This is a genomic window from Oerskovia jenensis, assembly GCF_016907235.1.
In the GTDB taxonomy this organism is placed as follows: Bacteria; Actinomycetota; Actinomycetes; order Actinomycetales; family Cellulomonadaceae; genus Oerskovia; species Oerskovia jenensis.
The window spans coordinates 1,356,077-1,371,459 of the sequence record NZ_JAFBBO010000001.1; the positions used below are offsets into that span (position 1 = coordinate 1,356,077).

Annotated in this window: 13 protein-coding genes; 3 read left to right on the forward strand and 10 right to left on the reverse strand. The window is 72.3% G+C overall.

Annotated features, from left to right (window positions below; genetic code table 11):
• Positions 1-37 precede the first annotated feature (37 nt).
• Positions 38-1,747: a bifunctional ADP-dependent NAD(P)H-hydrate dehydratase/NAD(P)H-hydrate epimerase gene (locus tag JOD49_RS06055; RefSeq protein WP_205306398.1), complete on the reverse strand. Its 1,710-nt coding sequence runs from the start codon at positions 1,745-1,747 to the stop codon at positions 38-40.
• A 155-nt stretch (positions 1,748-1,902) separates the two neighbouring features.
• Here JOD49_RS06055 and JOD49_RS06060 point away from each other — a divergent pair, with 155 nt between their 5' ends.
• Complete coding sequence (locus JOD49_RS06060; protein WP_205306399.1) at positions 1,903-3,105, forward strand: DUF4190 domain-containing protein; 1,203 nt, start codon at positions 1,903-1,905, stop codon at positions 3,103-3,105.
• Between the two features lie 103 nt (positions 3,106-3,208).
• A complete protein-coding gene (locus JOD49_RS06065) occupies positions 3,209-4,261 on the forward strand; it encodes a TIGR03560 family F420-dependent LLM class oxidoreductase (protein WP_205306400.1) in 1,053 nt (350 codons plus the stop codon).
• Between the two features lie 123 nt (positions 4,262-4,384).
• Here JOD49_RS06065 and JOD49_RS06070 read toward each other — a convergent pair whose 3' ends face one another.
• Both JOD49_RS06070 and glmS read right to left on the reverse strand, forming a co-directional pair.
• Positions 4,385-4,735 (reverse strand): holo-ACP synthase, encoded by a 351-nt coding sequence (locus JOD49_RS06070; protein WP_138825510.1) that lies wholly within the window; start codon positions 4,733-4,735, stop codon positions 4,385-4,387.
• Positions 4,736-4,966: 231 nt separating this feature from the next.
• On the reverse strand, positions 4,967-6,832 hold the full coding sequence (gene glmS / locus JOD49_RS06075) for a glutamine--fructose-6-phosphate transaminase (isomerizing) (RefSeq protein ID WP_205306401.1): 1,866 nt from the start codon (positions 6,830-6,832) through the stop codon (positions 4,967-4,969).
• A gap of 121 nt (positions 6,833-6,953) precedes the next feature.
• On the opposite strand from glmS, the gene coaA reads away from it, so the two are divergent.
• On the forward strand, positions 6,954-7,985 hold the full coding sequence (gene coaA, locus JOD49_RS06080; RefSeq protein WP_307822417.1) for a type I pantothenate kinase: 1,032 nt from the start codon (positions 6,954-6,956) through the stop codon (positions 7,983-7,985).
• A 21-nt stretch (positions 7,986-8,006) separates the two neighbouring features.
• Here coaA and JOD49_RS06085 read toward each other — a convergent pair whose 3' ends face one another.
• The 7 genes from JOD49_RS06085 to JOD49_RS06115 all read right to left on the reverse strand — a co-directional run bounded on the left by JOD49_RS06085 (position 8,007) and on the right by JOD49_RS06115 (position 15,340).
• Entirely contained in the window at positions 8,007-8,762 is a 756-nt protein-coding gene (locus JOD49_RS06085; RefSeq protein WP_205306402.1) for a DedA family protein, read from the reverse strand.
• Between the two features lie 341 nt (positions 8,763-9,103).
• Complete coding sequence (locus JOD49_RS06090) at positions 9,104-9,790, reverse strand: peptide deformylase (protein WP_205306403.1); 687 nt, start codon at positions 9,788-9,790, stop codon at positions 9,104-9,106.
• Positions 9,787-11,151 (reverse strand): phosphoglucosamine mutase, encoded by a 1,365-nt coding sequence (gene glmM / locus JOD49_RS06095; protein ID WP_205306404.1) that lies wholly within the window; start codon positions 11,149-11,151, stop codon positions 9,787-9,789. Before glmM ends, JOD49_RS06090 begins: the two co-directional genes overlap by 4 nt.
• A 154-nt stretch (positions 11,152-11,305) precedes the next feature.
• Positions 11,306-11,794: a 30S ribosomal protein S9 gene (gene rpsI / locus JOD49_RS06100; protein WP_138825522.1), complete on the reverse strand. Its 489-nt coding sequence runs from the start codon at positions 11,792-11,794 to the stop codon at positions 11,306-11,308.
• A gap of 46 nt (positions 11,795-11,840) precedes the next feature.
• Positions 11,841-12,284, reverse strand: coding sequence for a 50S ribosomal protein L13 (gene rplM / locus JOD49_RS06105; RefSeq protein WP_205306405.1), 444 nt, complete (start codon positions 12,282-12,284; stop codon positions 11,841-11,843).
• Positions 12,285-12,550: 266 nt separating this feature from the next.
• A complete protein-coding gene (gene trhO / locus JOD49_RS06110) occupies positions 12,551-13,510 on the reverse strand; it encodes an oxygen-dependent tRNA uridine(34) hydroxylase TrhO (protein ID WP_205306406.1) in 960 nt (319 codons plus the stop codon).
• A 114-nt stretch (positions 13,511-13,624) separates the two neighbouring features.
• The gene (locus JOD49_RS06115) at positions 13,625-15,340 is read right to left on the reverse strand and encodes an ABC-F family ATP-binding cassette domain-containing protein (RefSeq protein ID WP_205306407.1); all 1,716 of its coding nucleotides are present in this window, start codon (positions 15,338-15,340) and stop codon (positions 13,625-13,627) included.
• Positions 15,341-15,383: the final 43 nt, after the last annotated feature.

The following is a 15,383-nucleotide window of genomic DNA, read 5'->3' on the forward strand; positions in this document are numbered from 1 at the left end:
ACCCTCGGTCCCTCGTCTCGTCCCCTCGGCGGGTGGGTCACCGTCGGTGGCGGGTGCCGTCGCCCTCGTGGAGCAGGGCCGCGACCACCCCTGGCAGCGCCTCGGCCACGTCCAGCGCCGCGACCGGGCCTCCCGGGTTCGCACGGGTGCCCGCCAGCCCGTGGACCAGCGCGGCCGCTGCGGCGAGCTCGGCGGCCGCCCCGGGCTCGTGCACCACGCGCTCGCCGTGCGCGGCCAGGAGGGCCCCCAGGAGCCCCGTGAGGACGTCCCCCGACCCGGCGGTGGCCAGCCACGCGGGGCCGTCCGCCTGCGACCACGTCACCTCCGGCCCCACCACGACCGTCGCCGATCCCTTGAGCAGGACCGTCGCGCCCGTGAGGTCGTGCGCTCTGCGCGCCCACCGCAGCGGTCGGGCCTCGACGTCCTCCCGGTCGACCTCGTCACCCCGGGCACGCAGGAGCCCCGCGAGCTCGCCCGCGTGGGGAGTCAGGACCACCGACGGCGGGCAGCGCTCCGGGAGCAGCGACAAGGCGCCCGCGTCGACCACGGCCGGGACCCTCGGCCCGGCCACGTCCTCGGCCAGCACCCCGCACGCGACCGCGAGCGCGTACCTGATCCGCTCGTGCTGCCCCGCCTCGGCGCTCCGCACGCCACCCCCGTCCCGCAGGGCCGCTCGTTCCTCCGCTGCCGGGACTCCCGACCCGAGCGCCCACGCCTGCACCCTGCCCTCGGCGGGCACGGCCTCGGGGCGGGCCGAGACGACGACGCGCGCGACGTCGTCGGGCCCCCGGTAGCGGACCATCCCCACGCCCGCCCGGACCGCCGCCGAGACGGCGAGGACCGCCGCACCCGGGAACGTGGGCGTGCCCGCGACGACCCCCAGGACCCCGCGCGTGTACTTCTGGTCGGTCGACCCGGGGACGGGCCACAGCCGGGCCACGTCGGCACGTTCGAGGCGCCGCACCGCCGCGCCGACGGGGCCGACGGGCTCGATCGGGCCGCTGCCCGCACCGCCCACGCCCGCCAGCCCGAGGTCGAGGTCGAGGTCGACGAGCGTCACGACCCCCGCGAGGTGGGTCGCGGGGGGCAGCAGCAGACCGGGCTTGTGCGCACCGAAGGTGACGGTCCGGTCGGCGGGCAGGACGGGCCCGGGGACGGAGCCGTCGTCGACGCCGATGCCGCTCGGGGTGTCGACCGCGACGACCCACGGGAGCCCGGCCCTCGACCCAGCCCGTGCGGCCCGCCCCGCGAGCTCGTCCGCGAGCGCCGCGACCAGGTCGCCCGCCACCCCCCGCAGCGCCCCGGTCGCCCCGATCCCGACCAGTCCGTCGAGGACCACGTCGGCCGCGAGGACCGTGTCCACGACGTGCGACCAGCGGGCGAGCTCGGCCGGGGCCGTGAGATCGAGCACCCGCCCGCCCGCGCGACGCAGCGCGCTCAGCCCGTCGGCGTGCGGGCGCCCGCTCGTGCAGACCGCCTGGACCGCGACGCCCCGCCTGGCCAGGTACGCCCCCGCGAACAGGGCGTCGCCCCCGTTGTTGCCCGAGCCCACGAGCAGCACCGCTCGGGCTCCTGCCAGACGCCGGGCAGGCGCACCGCCGTCGGACCCGCCGCGGCGCCCCCGCCGCAGGTCCTGCACCACGACCGTCGCGAGAGCGAACGCCGCACGCTCCATGAGCGGGGCCCCTCGGGCGAGCAGCGGCTCCTCGGCGGCGCGGACCTGGGCGGCGGTGAACGCTTCGATCATGGGGCCATCCTGCCCCGCGCGGGCGCGGGGCGCTGAGAGAGCCCGCGGTCCGCCCGTCCGGAATTCACCCGGCCGCGTCCTGAGATTCGACCCACCGGTCTCGGTCCAGCCAGTACGGTTCTGGCACTTTCGTCCCTCTCCGTGAGCAGGTTGCCGTGACCGATTCCCCGCAGAACTCCTACCGCGTCGGCGACGTGGTCAACGGTTGGCGCCTGGCTCCCGACGGGACCTGGGTCCCCGCCTCGTCGCCTCCCCCGCCGCAGGGCCCCGTCCAGGGGGTCCCCACCTCGGCCGAGGCGATGGCCCACGACGCCGGACGCGCGGCGGCGTGGCCCTCCGGCCACGACCCCTCCGCGACCGCCGCGCCGTACGGCTGGACCGGGCAGGGCGCAGCGCCCTCACCGGGCGGGTGGGTCCCTCCCACCAAGAACACCCCCGCGACCCTGAGCCTGACCGCCGGGATCGTCGCGGCCCTGGCGAACCTGTTCTTCCTCCCCGGGATCGCCGCGATCGTGCTGGGGATCGTCGGACTGCGTCGCGCGGGCCGGTCGACCCCCGCCGTGGGGAGGGCGCGGTCGATCTGGGGCATCGCGCTCGCGCTCGTCGGCACCGTCTCCGGCGTCCTGCTCCTGATCGCGATCCTGGACGACTCCCCGGAGGCCGCGAGCCCCGACCGCTCCACGGTCGGCACGTCGCCCGAGGGCGGGTCGACGCAGGACGTGGACCTCACGTCGTTCACGGCGGTCGACGCGGCCGCCTGGGCGCAGATCGCCAAGGACCCGGAGGCCTACGTCGGCGACAAGATCGTCCTCTACGCCGAGGTCACACAGTTCGACGCCGCCACCGGTTCGGACTCGTTCCGCGCCGGCACCGGAGCCGAGCAGCCGTCGTCCCCCTTCGAGCTCGACGTCAACACGCTGCTCTCCGGCGACCGCTCGATCCTGGCCGACGTCACCGTGGGCGACGTCCTGAAGGTCCACGCGATCGTCGAGGGCGCGACGACGTACGACACCGTGATGGGCGGCGGCATGACCGCACCGGTGCTCGAGGTCGCCGCGGTCGAGGACGTCGGCTTCAAGGACCTCAGCGGGGACGTCGCGCTCGGGGCTCCGGTCGCCCAGGAGTACGGCGGCGTGACGCTCGCGCTCACGGTGACGAACAGCAGCACGGTGCAGATGACCTACTCCGTGGAGATCGTCGCCGAGAGCCCCGACGGAACTTCCCAGCTCGGCACCGCGAGCGCCTACGCCGAGAACCTCGGCCCGGGCCAGTCGGCAGCGGTGACCGCCGACTTCTACGAGGACCTTCCGCCCGACGCGGTCTTCCGCATCGCCTCGGTCGATCGGTTCGACTACTAGGACCCGCCGTCCGCGCGCGCAGGCCGGGGCAGGAGCGCAGTCCCGGTCGACGCGTGCGGACGGTCCCCGACCCCCCGGGCCGGGCCGGGCTAGATTGGCGACCATGCGATTCGGACTCTTCATCCCGCAAGGCTGGCGTCAGGACCTCGTCGGCATCGACCCTTCCGAGCAGTGGGAGACCATGCGGTCCCTCGCGCGCCACGCGGACACCGCGCTGGCCGGCGAGCGCCTCCCGGGCGCGCGCCACGCGTGGGAGTCGGCGTGGGTCTACGACCACTTCCACACCGTGCCCGAGCCCACGGGCGAGGCCACGCACGAGGCGTGGACGCTCATGGCCGCGTTCGCCGCCTCGACCGAGCGCGTGCGCCTGGGCCAGATGTGCACGTGCATCGCGTACCGCAACCCCGCCTACCTCGCGAAGGTCGCCGCGACGGTCGACATCGTGAGCGGCGGCCGCACCGAGATGGGCATCGGCGCCGGCTGGTACGAGCACGAGTGGCGCGCCTACGGCTACGGCTTCCCGGGTGCCGGTGCGCGCCTGGGCGCGCTCGACGAGGGCGTGCAGGTCATGGAGCAGATGTGGCGCACGGGCTCGGCGACGCTCGACGGCACGTACTTCCAGGTCGACGGCGCGCTGTGCCACCCGCAGCCGCTCCAGGTCCTCGACGGGGTCGGGCCCGACGGCGCCGGTGCTCCCAGCATCCCGCTGTGGATCGCGGGCGGCGGCGAGAAGAAGACGCTGCGCATCGCGGCCCAGCACGCGCAGTACACGAACTTCGACGGCCGGCTCGAGGGCTTCACGCACAAGTCGGAGGTGCTGCGCGGGCACTGCGAGGCGATCGGGCGCCCGTTCGAGGAGATCACGCGCTCGTCCAACTACAACGTGGTCATCGGGGCGACCGAGGCCGACGTCGAGGACCGCCTGCGCTGGATCGGCGAGCACTACGCCAAGACCGTCCCGGCGAAGGCCGAGGAGACCGTGGCCGACTTCCGCTCGGGACCGCTCGTGGGAACCCCCGAGCAGATCGTCGAGAACCTCCAGAAGCTCGAGGGCGCGGGCATGACGTACGCGATCACGTACTTCGCGGAGGCCGCGTACGACCGCAGCGGGCTCGAGCTGTTCGAGCGCGAGGTCATCCCGGCCCTGCAGGGCTGACCGCTCGGCGGTCCGGGGAGCCGGTCCCGGAGCCGGTGCCGGTGCCGGTGCCGAGCACGAGGTTGCGGTCGTTCTGAGGTCGAGAACGACCGCAACCTCGTGCTCGACGGCCGCTCACGGCCCTCAGCCCTCCGCGACCACCATGGCCGACGCGATCCCGGCGTCGTGCGAGATCGACAGGTGGAACGTCGCGATCCCCAGCTCGGTCGCCCGCGCCTGGACCGTCCCGGTGATCTCGACCTGGGGCGCTCCCCCGACGACCCGGTGGACCGTCGCGTCCTGCCAGCGCATGCCGCCAGGCGCACCGAGCGCCTTCGCGATCGCCTCCTTGGCTGCGAACCGGGCCGCGAGGGACGAGGCCGGCAGGTCCCGCTCGGCCGGGGTGAAGAGCTTCTCGCGCAGACGCGGCGTCCGCTCGAGCGTGTCCATGAACCGCGCGACGTCGACCACGTCGATACCCACCCCGATGATCATGCGCTCACCCTATGCGCCCTGGGGTTCGGGCCGCGGCGTGGCCCGGCACGCGGCCCGGCCCGCGCCGGTCCACGGCCGGCACGGGGCGCTCGCCGGCTGCTCGCAGTCCACGGCCCCGGGCCCCGGCCCCGACGACGGCCCCCGGCCCCCGGCCCCCGGCCCCCGGCCCCCGACGACGGAAGCCCACCGTCCGAGGGGACGGCGGGCTTCCGGGATGTGCGGGGTGGTCGGCTACTCGACCGTGACCGACTTCGCGAGGTTGCGCGGCTGGTCGACGTCGAGCCCCTTGGCCGTGGCGAGAGCCATGGCGAAGATCTGCAGCGGGACGACCGCGAGCAGCGGCGACATGAGGGTCGGCGACTGCGGGATCCAGAAGATCTCGTCGGCGTAGGGCAGCACCGCGTCGTCGCCGTCCTCGGCGATCACGAGGGTGCGTGCGCCGCGGGCGCGGATCTCCTGGATGTTGGAGACGACCTTCGAGTGCAGCGAGTCGCGACCGCGCGGGGACGGCACGACGACGAAGACCGGCTGCCCCTCGTCGATGAGCGCGATGGGCCCGTGCTTGAGCTCGCCCGCGGCGAAGCCCTCGGCGTGGATGTAGGCGAGCTCCTTGAGCTTGAGCGCTCCCTCGAGCGCGACGGGGAACCCGACGTGGCGCCCCAGGAAGAGCACCGACGTCGCGTCCTTCATGGAGCGGGCCACGGCGCTGACGTACTCGCCCCGCTCGATGACCGTCTGGATCTTGCGCGGCATCTCGCGCAGGTCGTCGAGGATCTCGCGGATCTCGTCGGGGAACTTGTTCCCGCGCAGCTGGGCGAGGTAGAGGCCCAGGAGGTAGGCGGCGGTGATCTGCGAGAGGAACGCCTTGGTCGAGGCGACGGCGATCTCGGGTCCTGCGTGCGTGTACAGGACGGCGTCGGACTCGCGCGGGATGGTCGACCCGTGCGTGTTGACGATCGAGATGACCTTGGCGCCCTGCTCGCGCGCGTGGCGCACGGCCATGAGGGTGTCCATGGTCTCGCCCGACTGCGTGACGGCGACGACGAGCGTCTTCTCGTCGACGATCGGGTCGCGGTAGCGGAACTCGTGCGCGAGCTCGACCTCGACGGGGATGCGGCACCAGTGCTCGATCGCGTACTTGGCGACGTGCCCCGAGTAGGCGGCCGTGCCGCAGGCCACGACGATGATCTTGTCGACGGTGCGCAGCACCGCCTCGTCGATGCGCAGGTCGTCGAGGACGAGCCGCCCGTCGGCGTCGGTGCGTCCGAGCAGGGTGTCGGCGACCGCGTGCGGCTGGTCGTGGATCTCCTTGTCCATGAAGGACGAGAAGCCACCCTTCTCGGCTGCGGCGGCGTCCCAGTCGACCGTGAAGCGGGTGGCCTCGGCGGGCTTGCCGTGGAAGTCGACGACCTCGACGCTGTCCGGGGTGATGGTCACGATCTGGTCCTGGCCGAGCTCGAGCGCGTCCTTGGTCGACGCGATGAACGCGGCGACGTCGGAGCCGAGGAAGTTCTCGCCGTCCCCGAGCCCGACGACGAGCGGGGAGTCGTGCCGGGCGCCGACGACGGTGGTCGGGGCGTCCGCGTGGACGGCGAGCAGGGTGAACGTGCCTTCGAGCTGGCGCGCGACGTAGGCCATCGCCTCGGTCAGGTCCCCGGTGCGTCGGTACGCGCGGGCGAGGAGCTGGGCCGCGACCTCGGTGTCGGTCTCGGAGAGGAAGGTCGCGCCGTCGGCGAGAAGCTCCTCCTTGAGGACGGCAAAGTTCTCGACGATCCCGTTGTGGATCACGGCGAGGCGGCCGTCGTCCGCTACGTGCGGGTGCGCGTTGGTGTCGTTGGGCGCGCCGTGCGTCGCCCACCGGGTGTGCCCGATCGCCGCGGAGGCCGCGGGCAGGGGGTGGGCCTGGAGCTCGTCGACGAGCTTGACGAGCTTTCCGGACTTCTTGGCCGTCGCGACCCCCGCCTGGTCGGGCGCGACGAGCGCGACCCCGGCCGAGTCGTAGCCGCGGTACTCGAGCCTGCCGAGTCCTTCGAGGACGACGTCGAGGGGTCGCCCCGACGCTTCAAGGGGGCCTGCGTAACCCACGATTCCACACATGGTCTCGGAGTCTAGCCCGACGCCCAGGGGGCGTCGCAGCCGCGACATCTCGCGGTTCTTTGTTAGCGGTCCAGCCTCTTCGTGTTCATGATCGGGCCGGACGTCCGGCAGAATCGTGCGAGTGGTTCCTTCCTCCGACCTGCCCGTCACTCCGCTCGAGGGTGTTCCCGCGACCGACCAGGACTCCGCGTCCGGTTCCGGACGCCTACCGGATCTCTCGACGGCGTCCCCGTACGTCGACCTGGATCGTGCGGCGTGGAGCAGGCTCTCCGAGTCGACGCCGCTGCCGCTGACGGATGCCGACGTCGTCAAGCTCCGCGGGCTGGGTGACCCCATCGACCTGGCGGAGGTGGACGCGATCTACCGCCCCATCTCGCGGCTGCTCAACCTGTACGTGACGGCCACGAGCGGGCTGCACGAGGCCACCTCGACGTTCCTGCGCGAGAACTCGACCCGCACGCCGTACGTGATCGGGGTCGCGGGATCGGTCGCGGTCGGCAAGTCGACGACGTCGCGCATCCTGCGCGAGATGCTCGCGCGCTGGCCGGAGACGCCCCGGGTCGAGCTCATCACGACGGACGGATTCCTCTACCCGAACGCCGAGCTCGCACGCCGCGGGCTCATGGAGCGCAAGGGGTTCCCCGAGTCGTACGACCGTCGCGCCCTGATCCGCTTCCTGTCCCGGGTGAAGGCAGGCGTGCCCGAGGTCCGCAGCCCGGTCTACGACCACCTGACCTACGACATCGTCCCGGGGGCCGAGACCGTCGTCCGCAGACCGGACGTCCTGATCGTGGAGGGCCTCAACGTCCTCCAGCCTGCCCGACCGGGCCCGTCCGACGACCAGGCCGTGGCGGTGAGCGACTTCTTCGACTTCTCGATCTACGTCGACGCGCGCACGCGCAACATCCGGCAGTGGTACGTGGACCGGTTCCTGTCGCTGCGCCGGACCGCGTTCGCGCGCCCCGAGTCGTACTTCAAGCGCTACGCGACCCTCACGGACGAGGAGGCCATCGAGAAGGCCAAGTCGATCTGGGACTCGATCAACGCGCCGAACCTCGAGGAGAACATCCTGCCGACGCGGGGTCGCGCGACGCTCGTGCTCACGAAGGGCTCGGACCACTCGGTCCAGCGGGCACGTCTGCGCAAGGTCTGATCGGGGCGGGCGGGCCGCAGGTCAGGAGGCGCGGCGGACCGCGCCCTGGTCGCCCTCGACGCCCGACGACGTCGCGGTCGTCGAGTCTGTCGGCTCACCGTGGATCGGGGTCGCCCCGGCGGTGTCGTGGCCGGCCTCCCGCGCCGCCTCTCGGGCTCGACGCCTGCGCGCCATGCTGTTCATGACGCGGTCGACGACCACGCCGGACAGGACGCCCATGAAGACGCCGATCACCATCGCGAGGAGCGGCTGGTGCCCGAGCCACTGCGCTGCGACGAGACCGATGAGCACCGAGTAGAGGGCCCAGGTGACGGCCGCCAGGCCCGAGTACGCCATGAAGCGGCGGCGAGGATAGCCCACGGCGCCCGCGGTCATGTTGACCGCGACACGGCCGATGGGGACGTAGCGCGCCGCCAGGATGAAGGCTGCGCCGCGCGCCTTGAGCGCCTGGTCGGCCCAGGCGACGGCCTTGCGTCCGCGCACGGTGCGCAGGAAGCGGATGCGTTCGGTCCCGATCCCACGGCCCAACGAGTAGGCGATCTGGTCGCCCGTCCAGGCGCCTGCGGCAGCGATGACCAGGACGAGCACGAGGTTCGGGTTCCCCGACGCGCTGGCCGCGACGGCGAGCGTGATGACGACCGACTCGCTCGGGATCGGCGGGAAGAAGCCGTCGATCGTCGCGAAGGCGTACAGGGCGGGGTAGATCCATGCGGACGCCGCGAGTGCGAGGACCCAGATCTCCAGGTTCTCCAAGAAGGTCGAAACGGCCTCGATCACGGGTCCTCTGTTCGTCGGCTGGCGGGGCGGACCAGGCTGGTCACGGACGTCGGTTCGACGCCTGTGACCAGCCTACGGATACGGAGGCCCGACACCATCGGGGAAACCCCCCCAGTCTGCCCTGATGTCGACCCCCACCTTCCGAGGACGATTCTGCCGGACCGCGCGGCCCGGTACGTCATCCTCCGGAAGGAGATCCACCCAGAGGGAGGTCCCCCGCAGGGATGCCGTGACGTCCTCCGGACGATGTGTTCCGGCGATCCGGTCGATCCGGTCGATCTGCCCGTCCCGCGGGACCGCGGGACCGACGGAACGGCGCGACCGCAGGACTCTCAGGGCGCTCAGGGCAGCCGGAAGCCCAGCGCCTCGGACGCCTCGGTGGGGTCCGGGGTGCCGCCCCAGAACCGCAGCATGCTGTCGTTCGAGGCGAGCGACCGCAGCTCGGCGTGGTCGAGGTACAGCTCGCCCGCCAGGTGGTCGGTCTCGTGCTGGACGATCCGCGCGGGCCATCCGGTCAGGACGTCGTCGACGGGCGCACCGTGCTCGTCCTGCCCCGTGAGGCGCACGGACCGGTGCCTGGCGACGACCGCCTGCCACCCGCTCACGCTCAGGCACCCCTCGAAGAAGGCCCGCTGCTCGTCGTCCACCTGCGTGTAGGAGGGGTTGACGAGCACCCGGAACGGCACGGGACGCCGCTCCCGCAGGTCCGCGTCCTCGGGGTCGGTGACGCCCGCGTCCTGGATCACGGCGACGGCGAGCCCGAGCCCGATCTGGGGCGCTGCGAGCCCGACGCCGGGGGCCGCGTGCATGGTCGTGCGCATCGCCTCGACGAGCCGGGGGAAGAGGTCTCCGAGCTGCCCGGTGTAGGGCGCGGCCGGACGACGCAGGACGGGGTGCCCGGCCTGCACGATGGGGAGCACGCCGTCCTCGTGCCGTGCGAGGTGCGCGGCGACCTGGTCCCTCAGCGACTCGTCGACGGGCCCGGCGAACCCGGCTCCCGTCCCGGCAGCGGCAGGTTGCGCCGTCACAGGGCCAGCCGGTCCCGGACGACACCCGCGAGCGACTCGGCCACGGCGTCGGCCGTGGCCTGGGTCGCGGCCTCGACCATGACCCGCACGAGCGGCTCGGTGCCCGAGGAGCGCAGGACGACGCGCCCGGTCTCCCCGAGGCGCTCCTCGGCGGCCGCGACGGCCTCCTGGAGCACCTCGTCGGTCGCGGTCCGCGCCTTGTCCACGCCGCGCACGTTGAGCAGCGTCTGGGGCAGCTTGGGCACGGCGCCCGCGAGGTCGGCCAGCTTGGCCCCGGACTCCTGGATGCGTGCCGCGAGCTGGAGCGCGGTCAGCACTCCGTCGCCCGTCGTCGCGAACTGCGACAGGATGATGTGGCCCGACTGCTCGCCGCCGAGCGTGTACCCCTTGGCGCGCATCTCCTCGAGCACGTACCGGTCGCCGACGCCCGTCTGGACCGTCCGGATCCCGGCGTCGCGCATGGCGAGGATGAGCCCGAGGTTGCTCATGACGGTCACGACGAGCGTGTCGTCGGCGAGCCGCCCCTTGTCCTTCTCGGCGAGCGCGAGCACGCCCATGATCTGGTCGCCGTCCACGAGCACGCCACGGTGGTCGACCGCGATGCAGCGGTCCGCGTCGCCGTCGAACGCGACACCGAAGTCGGCCTCGGAGGCCACGACCACGGCCTGGAGCTGCTCGGGGTGGTTGGACCCGCACTTCTCGTTGATGTTGCGCCCGTCGGGGCTCGCGTTCATCACGACGACGTCGGCGCCCGCGGCGCGCAGCGCGGCCGGGCCGACGTCGCTCGCGGCACCGTTCGCGCAGTCGACCGCGATCCGCAGGCCGGAGAGCGGGAGCGCGTCCCCCGTGGCGCCGATGCTCGAGATGAGGTGCTCGACGTAGTCGGCCCCCGCGCTCCCGGTGTCGCGGCGCACGCGGCCGACCTCTGCCCCGAGCGGTCGCTCCCACTCGGCGTGGAGCTGGCGCTCCATCTCGTCCTCGAGCGAGTCCTCGAGCTTGATGCCGCCGCGCGCGAGGAACTTGATGCCGTTGTCGGCCATCGGGTTGTGCGAGGCCGAGATCATGACGCCGAAGTCGACGTCGAGGGTGCTCGTGAGAAACGCGACCGCCGGGGTCGGCAGGACACCGACGTCGAGCACGTTGACGCCCGCGCTCGCGAGCCCCGCGGTCACCGCGGCACCCAGGAACTCGCCCGAGGCACGAGGGTCTCGCCCGATCACGGCGCGCGGGCGGTGCCCGTCGGGTTGTCCGGTGCGTCCCAGCACGTTCGCAGCAGCCACGCCCAGGCCGAGCGCGAGCTCGGCCGTGACGTCCCTGTTCGCCAGCCCTCGCACCCCGTCGGTGCCGAACAGTCGTCCCATGAGTTTTCCTCCCTCAACGGGACGGTACAGGCCGAAGGGCCTGCGCCGCCCCCGCTGCGAGCAGACCGGTCCGGTCGCTCGTCAGCATCCCTGACAAAAGACGACGGCCCCGGTGGACTGTGTCCACCGGGGCCGTCGTGCGCAAGCGCTGGGATCAGCGCTTGGAGTACTGCGGAGCCTTACGGGCCTTCTTGAGCCCGGCCTTCTTGCGCTCGACGACGCGTGCGTCGCGAGTCAGGAAGCCGGCCTTCTTGAGTGCCGGACGGTTGTGCTCGGCGTCGATCTCGTTGAGCGCACGGGCGATGCCGAGGCGCAGCGCGCCGGCCTGGCCGGACGTGCCACCACCGTTGATGCGGGCGATGACGTCGAAGCGACCCTCGACGTCGACCAGCTTCAGCGGGGAGTTGACGAGCTGCTGGTGCACCTTGTTGGGGAAGTACCCCTCGAGGGTGCGGCCGTTGATCTTCCACTGGCCGGTGCCGGGCACCAGGCGCACGCGGGCGATGGCCTCCTTGCGACGGCCCAGGGCCTGCGCGGGGGCGGTGATGCTCTGGCCACGGCCCGTGGGGGCTGCGCTCTCAGAGGTGTAGTTGCTGGGAGTCTCTTCGTCCAGCACGTCGATGTCGACGGTGGTCTCGGCCACTGGTGTGTCCTCGCGTCCTAAGTTCTCGTCTACGAGCAGGCGGAGCCTACTGCGCGACCTGGGTGATCTCGAAAGTCTTCGGCTGCTGCGCGGAGTGCGGGTGCTCAGAGCCTGCGTAGACCTTGAGCTTGCCGAACTGTGCGCGGCCGAGCGAGGTCTTGGGGATCATGCCGCGGACGGCCTTCTCCACAGCACGCTCGGGGTGCTTCTCCAGCAGGTCGCTGTACGCGACCGCCCGAAGACCACCCGGGTAACCGGAGTGGGTGTAGGCAAGCTTCTGCTCGCGCTTGTTGCCGGTCAGGGCGACCTTGCCGGCGTTGATGACGATGACGAAGTCACCGCCGTCGACGTGCGGAGCAAAGGTGGCCTTGTGCTTGCCACGGAGCAGGGTCGCCACGTGGGTGGCGAGACGGCCCAGGACGACGTCGGTCGCGTCGATGACGTACCAGTCACGCTGGACGTCGCCGGGCTTCGGGGTGTACGTACGCACGGTCGTAGCCTTCGTTTCGTGTCTTCGATGTCTTCGGCGCAGGAGCCTGCGTCCGACAAGTCGTTCGGCCTTCGGCTGACGGGTGTCCAGGTCGCGGAGCGAGTGGGCGCACAAGCGACGAGATACCGAAGGGGAAGCACAACGACTCAACAGACTACCTGGACGGCCCGTGCAGGGTCAAAACATGGTGCGTCACACCGAGGGTGATGTGGCCCTCGGTGTCAGCAGCGTGTCCGACGGCGCACGCACGAGCGCCAGACGCCGATTCAGGCGGTTGCCCGGTGGTTGTCGTGGGAGAGGCCGATCGACGCGCCTTCCCGAGGACGAGGATACGCGCCCGGGCGCAGGTCGGCACATGCGTCGCACTGGAGCGTGCGCGCGACCCCCGCGCAGTCGGCGCAGAACAGGCGCAGCGTCTGGCAGCCGGGGTCCACGCAGTTCTCGTACTTCGCGGTCGCGGCCCCGCACTCGCCGCACTCGCCGAGCGGCACGGTCTCGGTCCCGAACTCGACGTGCATGCGCTCGTCGAACACGTAGAGCGAGCCTTCCCAGAGGCCCTGGTCGCCGAACGTCTCGCCGTAGCGCACGATCCCGCCGTCGAGCTGGTAGACCTCCTCGAAGCCCCGCGAGAGCATGAGCGAGGACAGGACCTCGCAGCGCACGCCGCCCGTGCAGTAGGTCACGACGGGTCGCCCCTTGAGGTCGTCGTACGCGCCCGAGTCGAGCTCGGCGACGAAGTCCCGCGTGGTCGCGACGTCGGGGACGACCGCACCACGGAACTTGCCGATCGCGGCCTCGAACGCGTTGCGCCCGTCGAAGAACACGACGTCGTCGCCGCGCTCGGCCACGAGCTCGTGCAGTGCCTGCGGGTCGAGGCGGGCACCGCCGTCGACCACGCCGTCCTCGTCGACCGCGAGCTCGCCGAGCGCACCGAAGCTCACGAGCTCGGGGCGCACCTTGACCGACAGTCGCGGGAAGTCGCGCCCCGTGCCGTCCGACCACTTGACGTCGATCCCCGCGAACCCCGGGTACTGCCTGGTGGTCTTGACGTACTGCTTGAGGTTCTCGACCGTCCCGCCCAGCGTCGCGTTGATGCCGTGCTCGGAGACGATGACGCGTCCCGTCAGCCCCCATTGCTCCCCGAGGGAGCGTTGCCACAGCTGCACCGCGCGCGGGTCGGCGAGCGGTGTGAAGGCGTAGAAGAGGACGATCTTGGGGACGGCCATTGCTCCATTTTAGGAGCCCGACGGCGGCACGCAGGTCGTGCTAACGGCCCGCCGCCGCGCGTGTGGTCTTCCTCACCGCCGACTGCCCGCCCCGGGTGCCGAGCACCTCGTGGGTCAGCGCTGGCGCTTGACGCGCTCGACGTCCCAGACCGGCTCGGGGGTCTCGACGACCCGACCGTCCGAGCCGAACACCACGAAACGGTCGAAGCCGCGGGCGAACCACCGGTCGTGCGTGACCGCGAGGACCGTCCCCTCGAACGCCGCGAGACCCGACTCGAGCGCCTCGGCCGAGTGCAGGTCGAGGTTGTCGGTGGGCTCGTCGAGCAGCAGCAGCGTCGCTCCCCCGAGCTCGAGCAGCAGGATCTGGAAACGTGCCTGCTGCCCACCGGAGAGGGTCTCGAAACGCTGCTCGGCCTGACCGACGAGCTCGTAGCGGTCGAGCGCCTTGCTCGCGGGCTCGCGGCCCATGCCGTCACGGGCGCCGTCGCCGCGGTGCAGGATCTCGAGGAGGGTGCGGCCCTCGAACTCGGGGTGGGCGTGGTTCTGCGCGAACCACCCCGGGCGCACCCGTGAGCCCAGCACGGCACGGCCGGTGTGGGCCACGGGCGGGACGACCGCGCCGTCGCCCGAGCCCGACGCGTCCCCGGCACCGTCGAGGACCGGCCGGTGCTCGACGTCCGGGTCCGACCCACCCCGCGCCAGCAGGCGCATGAAGTGCGACTTGCCCGAGCCGTTGGACCCCAGGATGGCGACGCGCTCGCCGAAGAAGACCTCGAGGTCGAAGGGCGCCATGAGTCCGGTGAGCTCGAGCTGCTCGCACGTCACGGCCCGCTTGGCCGTGCGCCCGCCCGTGAGGCGGACCTTGACGTTCTGCTCGTGCGCGAGGACCTGCGGCGGCCCGGCCTCCTCGAACTTGCGCAGGCGCGTCTGGGCGGCCTGGTAACGGCTCGCGAGCCCGTCGTTGAAGGCCGCCTTGTTCTTGAGGGTGTTGACGAGGTCCTTGAGCTTGGCGTGCTCCTCGTCCCAGCGGCGCAGGAGCTCCTCGAGCCGGCTGCGACGGTCGGCCCGCGCCTCCGCGTACGTGCCGAACCCGCCGCCGTGCACCCAGATCGTCCCGCCCGCGGCTGTGGGCTCGACCGTCGCGACCTGGGTCGCGGTGCGGGCCAGGAGCTCGCGGTCGTGGCTGATGAACAGCACGGTCTTGGGCGAGGCCGCGAGCTTCTCCTCGAGCCACCGCTTGGTCGGCACGTCGAGGTAGTTGTCGGGCTCGTCGAGCAGGAGCACCTCCTCGGGGCCCCGGAACAGGGCCGTGAGGACCAGGCGCTTCTGCTCACCGCCCGAGAGCGTGCGGACCTCGCGGAACTGCGCCTGCTCGAACGGGATCGACAGGACCTCGTCGGTGACCTTGTCCCACTCGGCCTCGGCCTCGTACCCGCGCGCGTCGGCCCAGTCGGCCAGCGCCTGCGCGTAGCGCATCTGGGAGGGGGTGTCGTCGACCGTCATGATGTCCAGCTCGGCCGCCGCGAGCTCGCGCGCGGCATCGCGGATCGAGGGCTGCGCGAGGTCGACGAGCAGGTCACGGACCGTGCGCTCGTCGTCGATGCGGCCCACGAACTGGCGCATCACGCCGAGGCCGCCGCTGCGTCCCACCGTGCCTCCGTGCGGGGAGAGGTCACCCGCGACGATGCGCAGGAGCGTCGTCTTGCCGGCGCCGTTGGGCCCGACGAGCGCGACCTTGGCCCCGTCCGCGACGCGCAGGGTCGCCCCGGCGAGGAGGGGACGCCCGTCGGGCAGGAAGTAGCTGATGTCGCTGATGTCGATGTGACCCACGGGCACATCCTCCCTGCCCGAGGGCCTGCTTGACGATTCCTTT

Coding starts and splice junctions, on each gene's coding strand:
- glmS (WP_205306401.1), bottom strand. CDS start 6,832: ATGTGTGGAATCGTGGGTTACGCAGGCCCCCTTGAAGCGTCGGGGCGA.
- JOD49_RS06055 (WP_205306398.1), bottom strand. CDS start 1,747: ATGATCGAAGCGTTCACCGCCGCCCAGGTCCGCGCCGCCGAGGAGCCG.
- JOD49_RS06065 (WP_205306400.1), top strand. CDS start 3,209: ATGCGATTCGGACTCTTCATCCCGCAAGGCTGGCGTCAGGACCTCGTC.
- glmM (WP_205306404.1), bottom strand. CDS start 11,151: ATGGGACGACTGTTCGGCACCGACGGGGTGCGAGGGCTGGCGAACAGG.
- JOD49_RS06070 (WP_138825510.1), bottom strand. CDS start 4,735: ATGATCATCGGGGTGGGTATCGACGTGGTCGACGTCGCGCGGTTCATG.
- trhO (WP_205306406.1), bottom strand. CDS start 13,510: ATGGCCGTCCCCAAGATCGTCCTCTTCTACGCCTTCACACCGCTCGCC.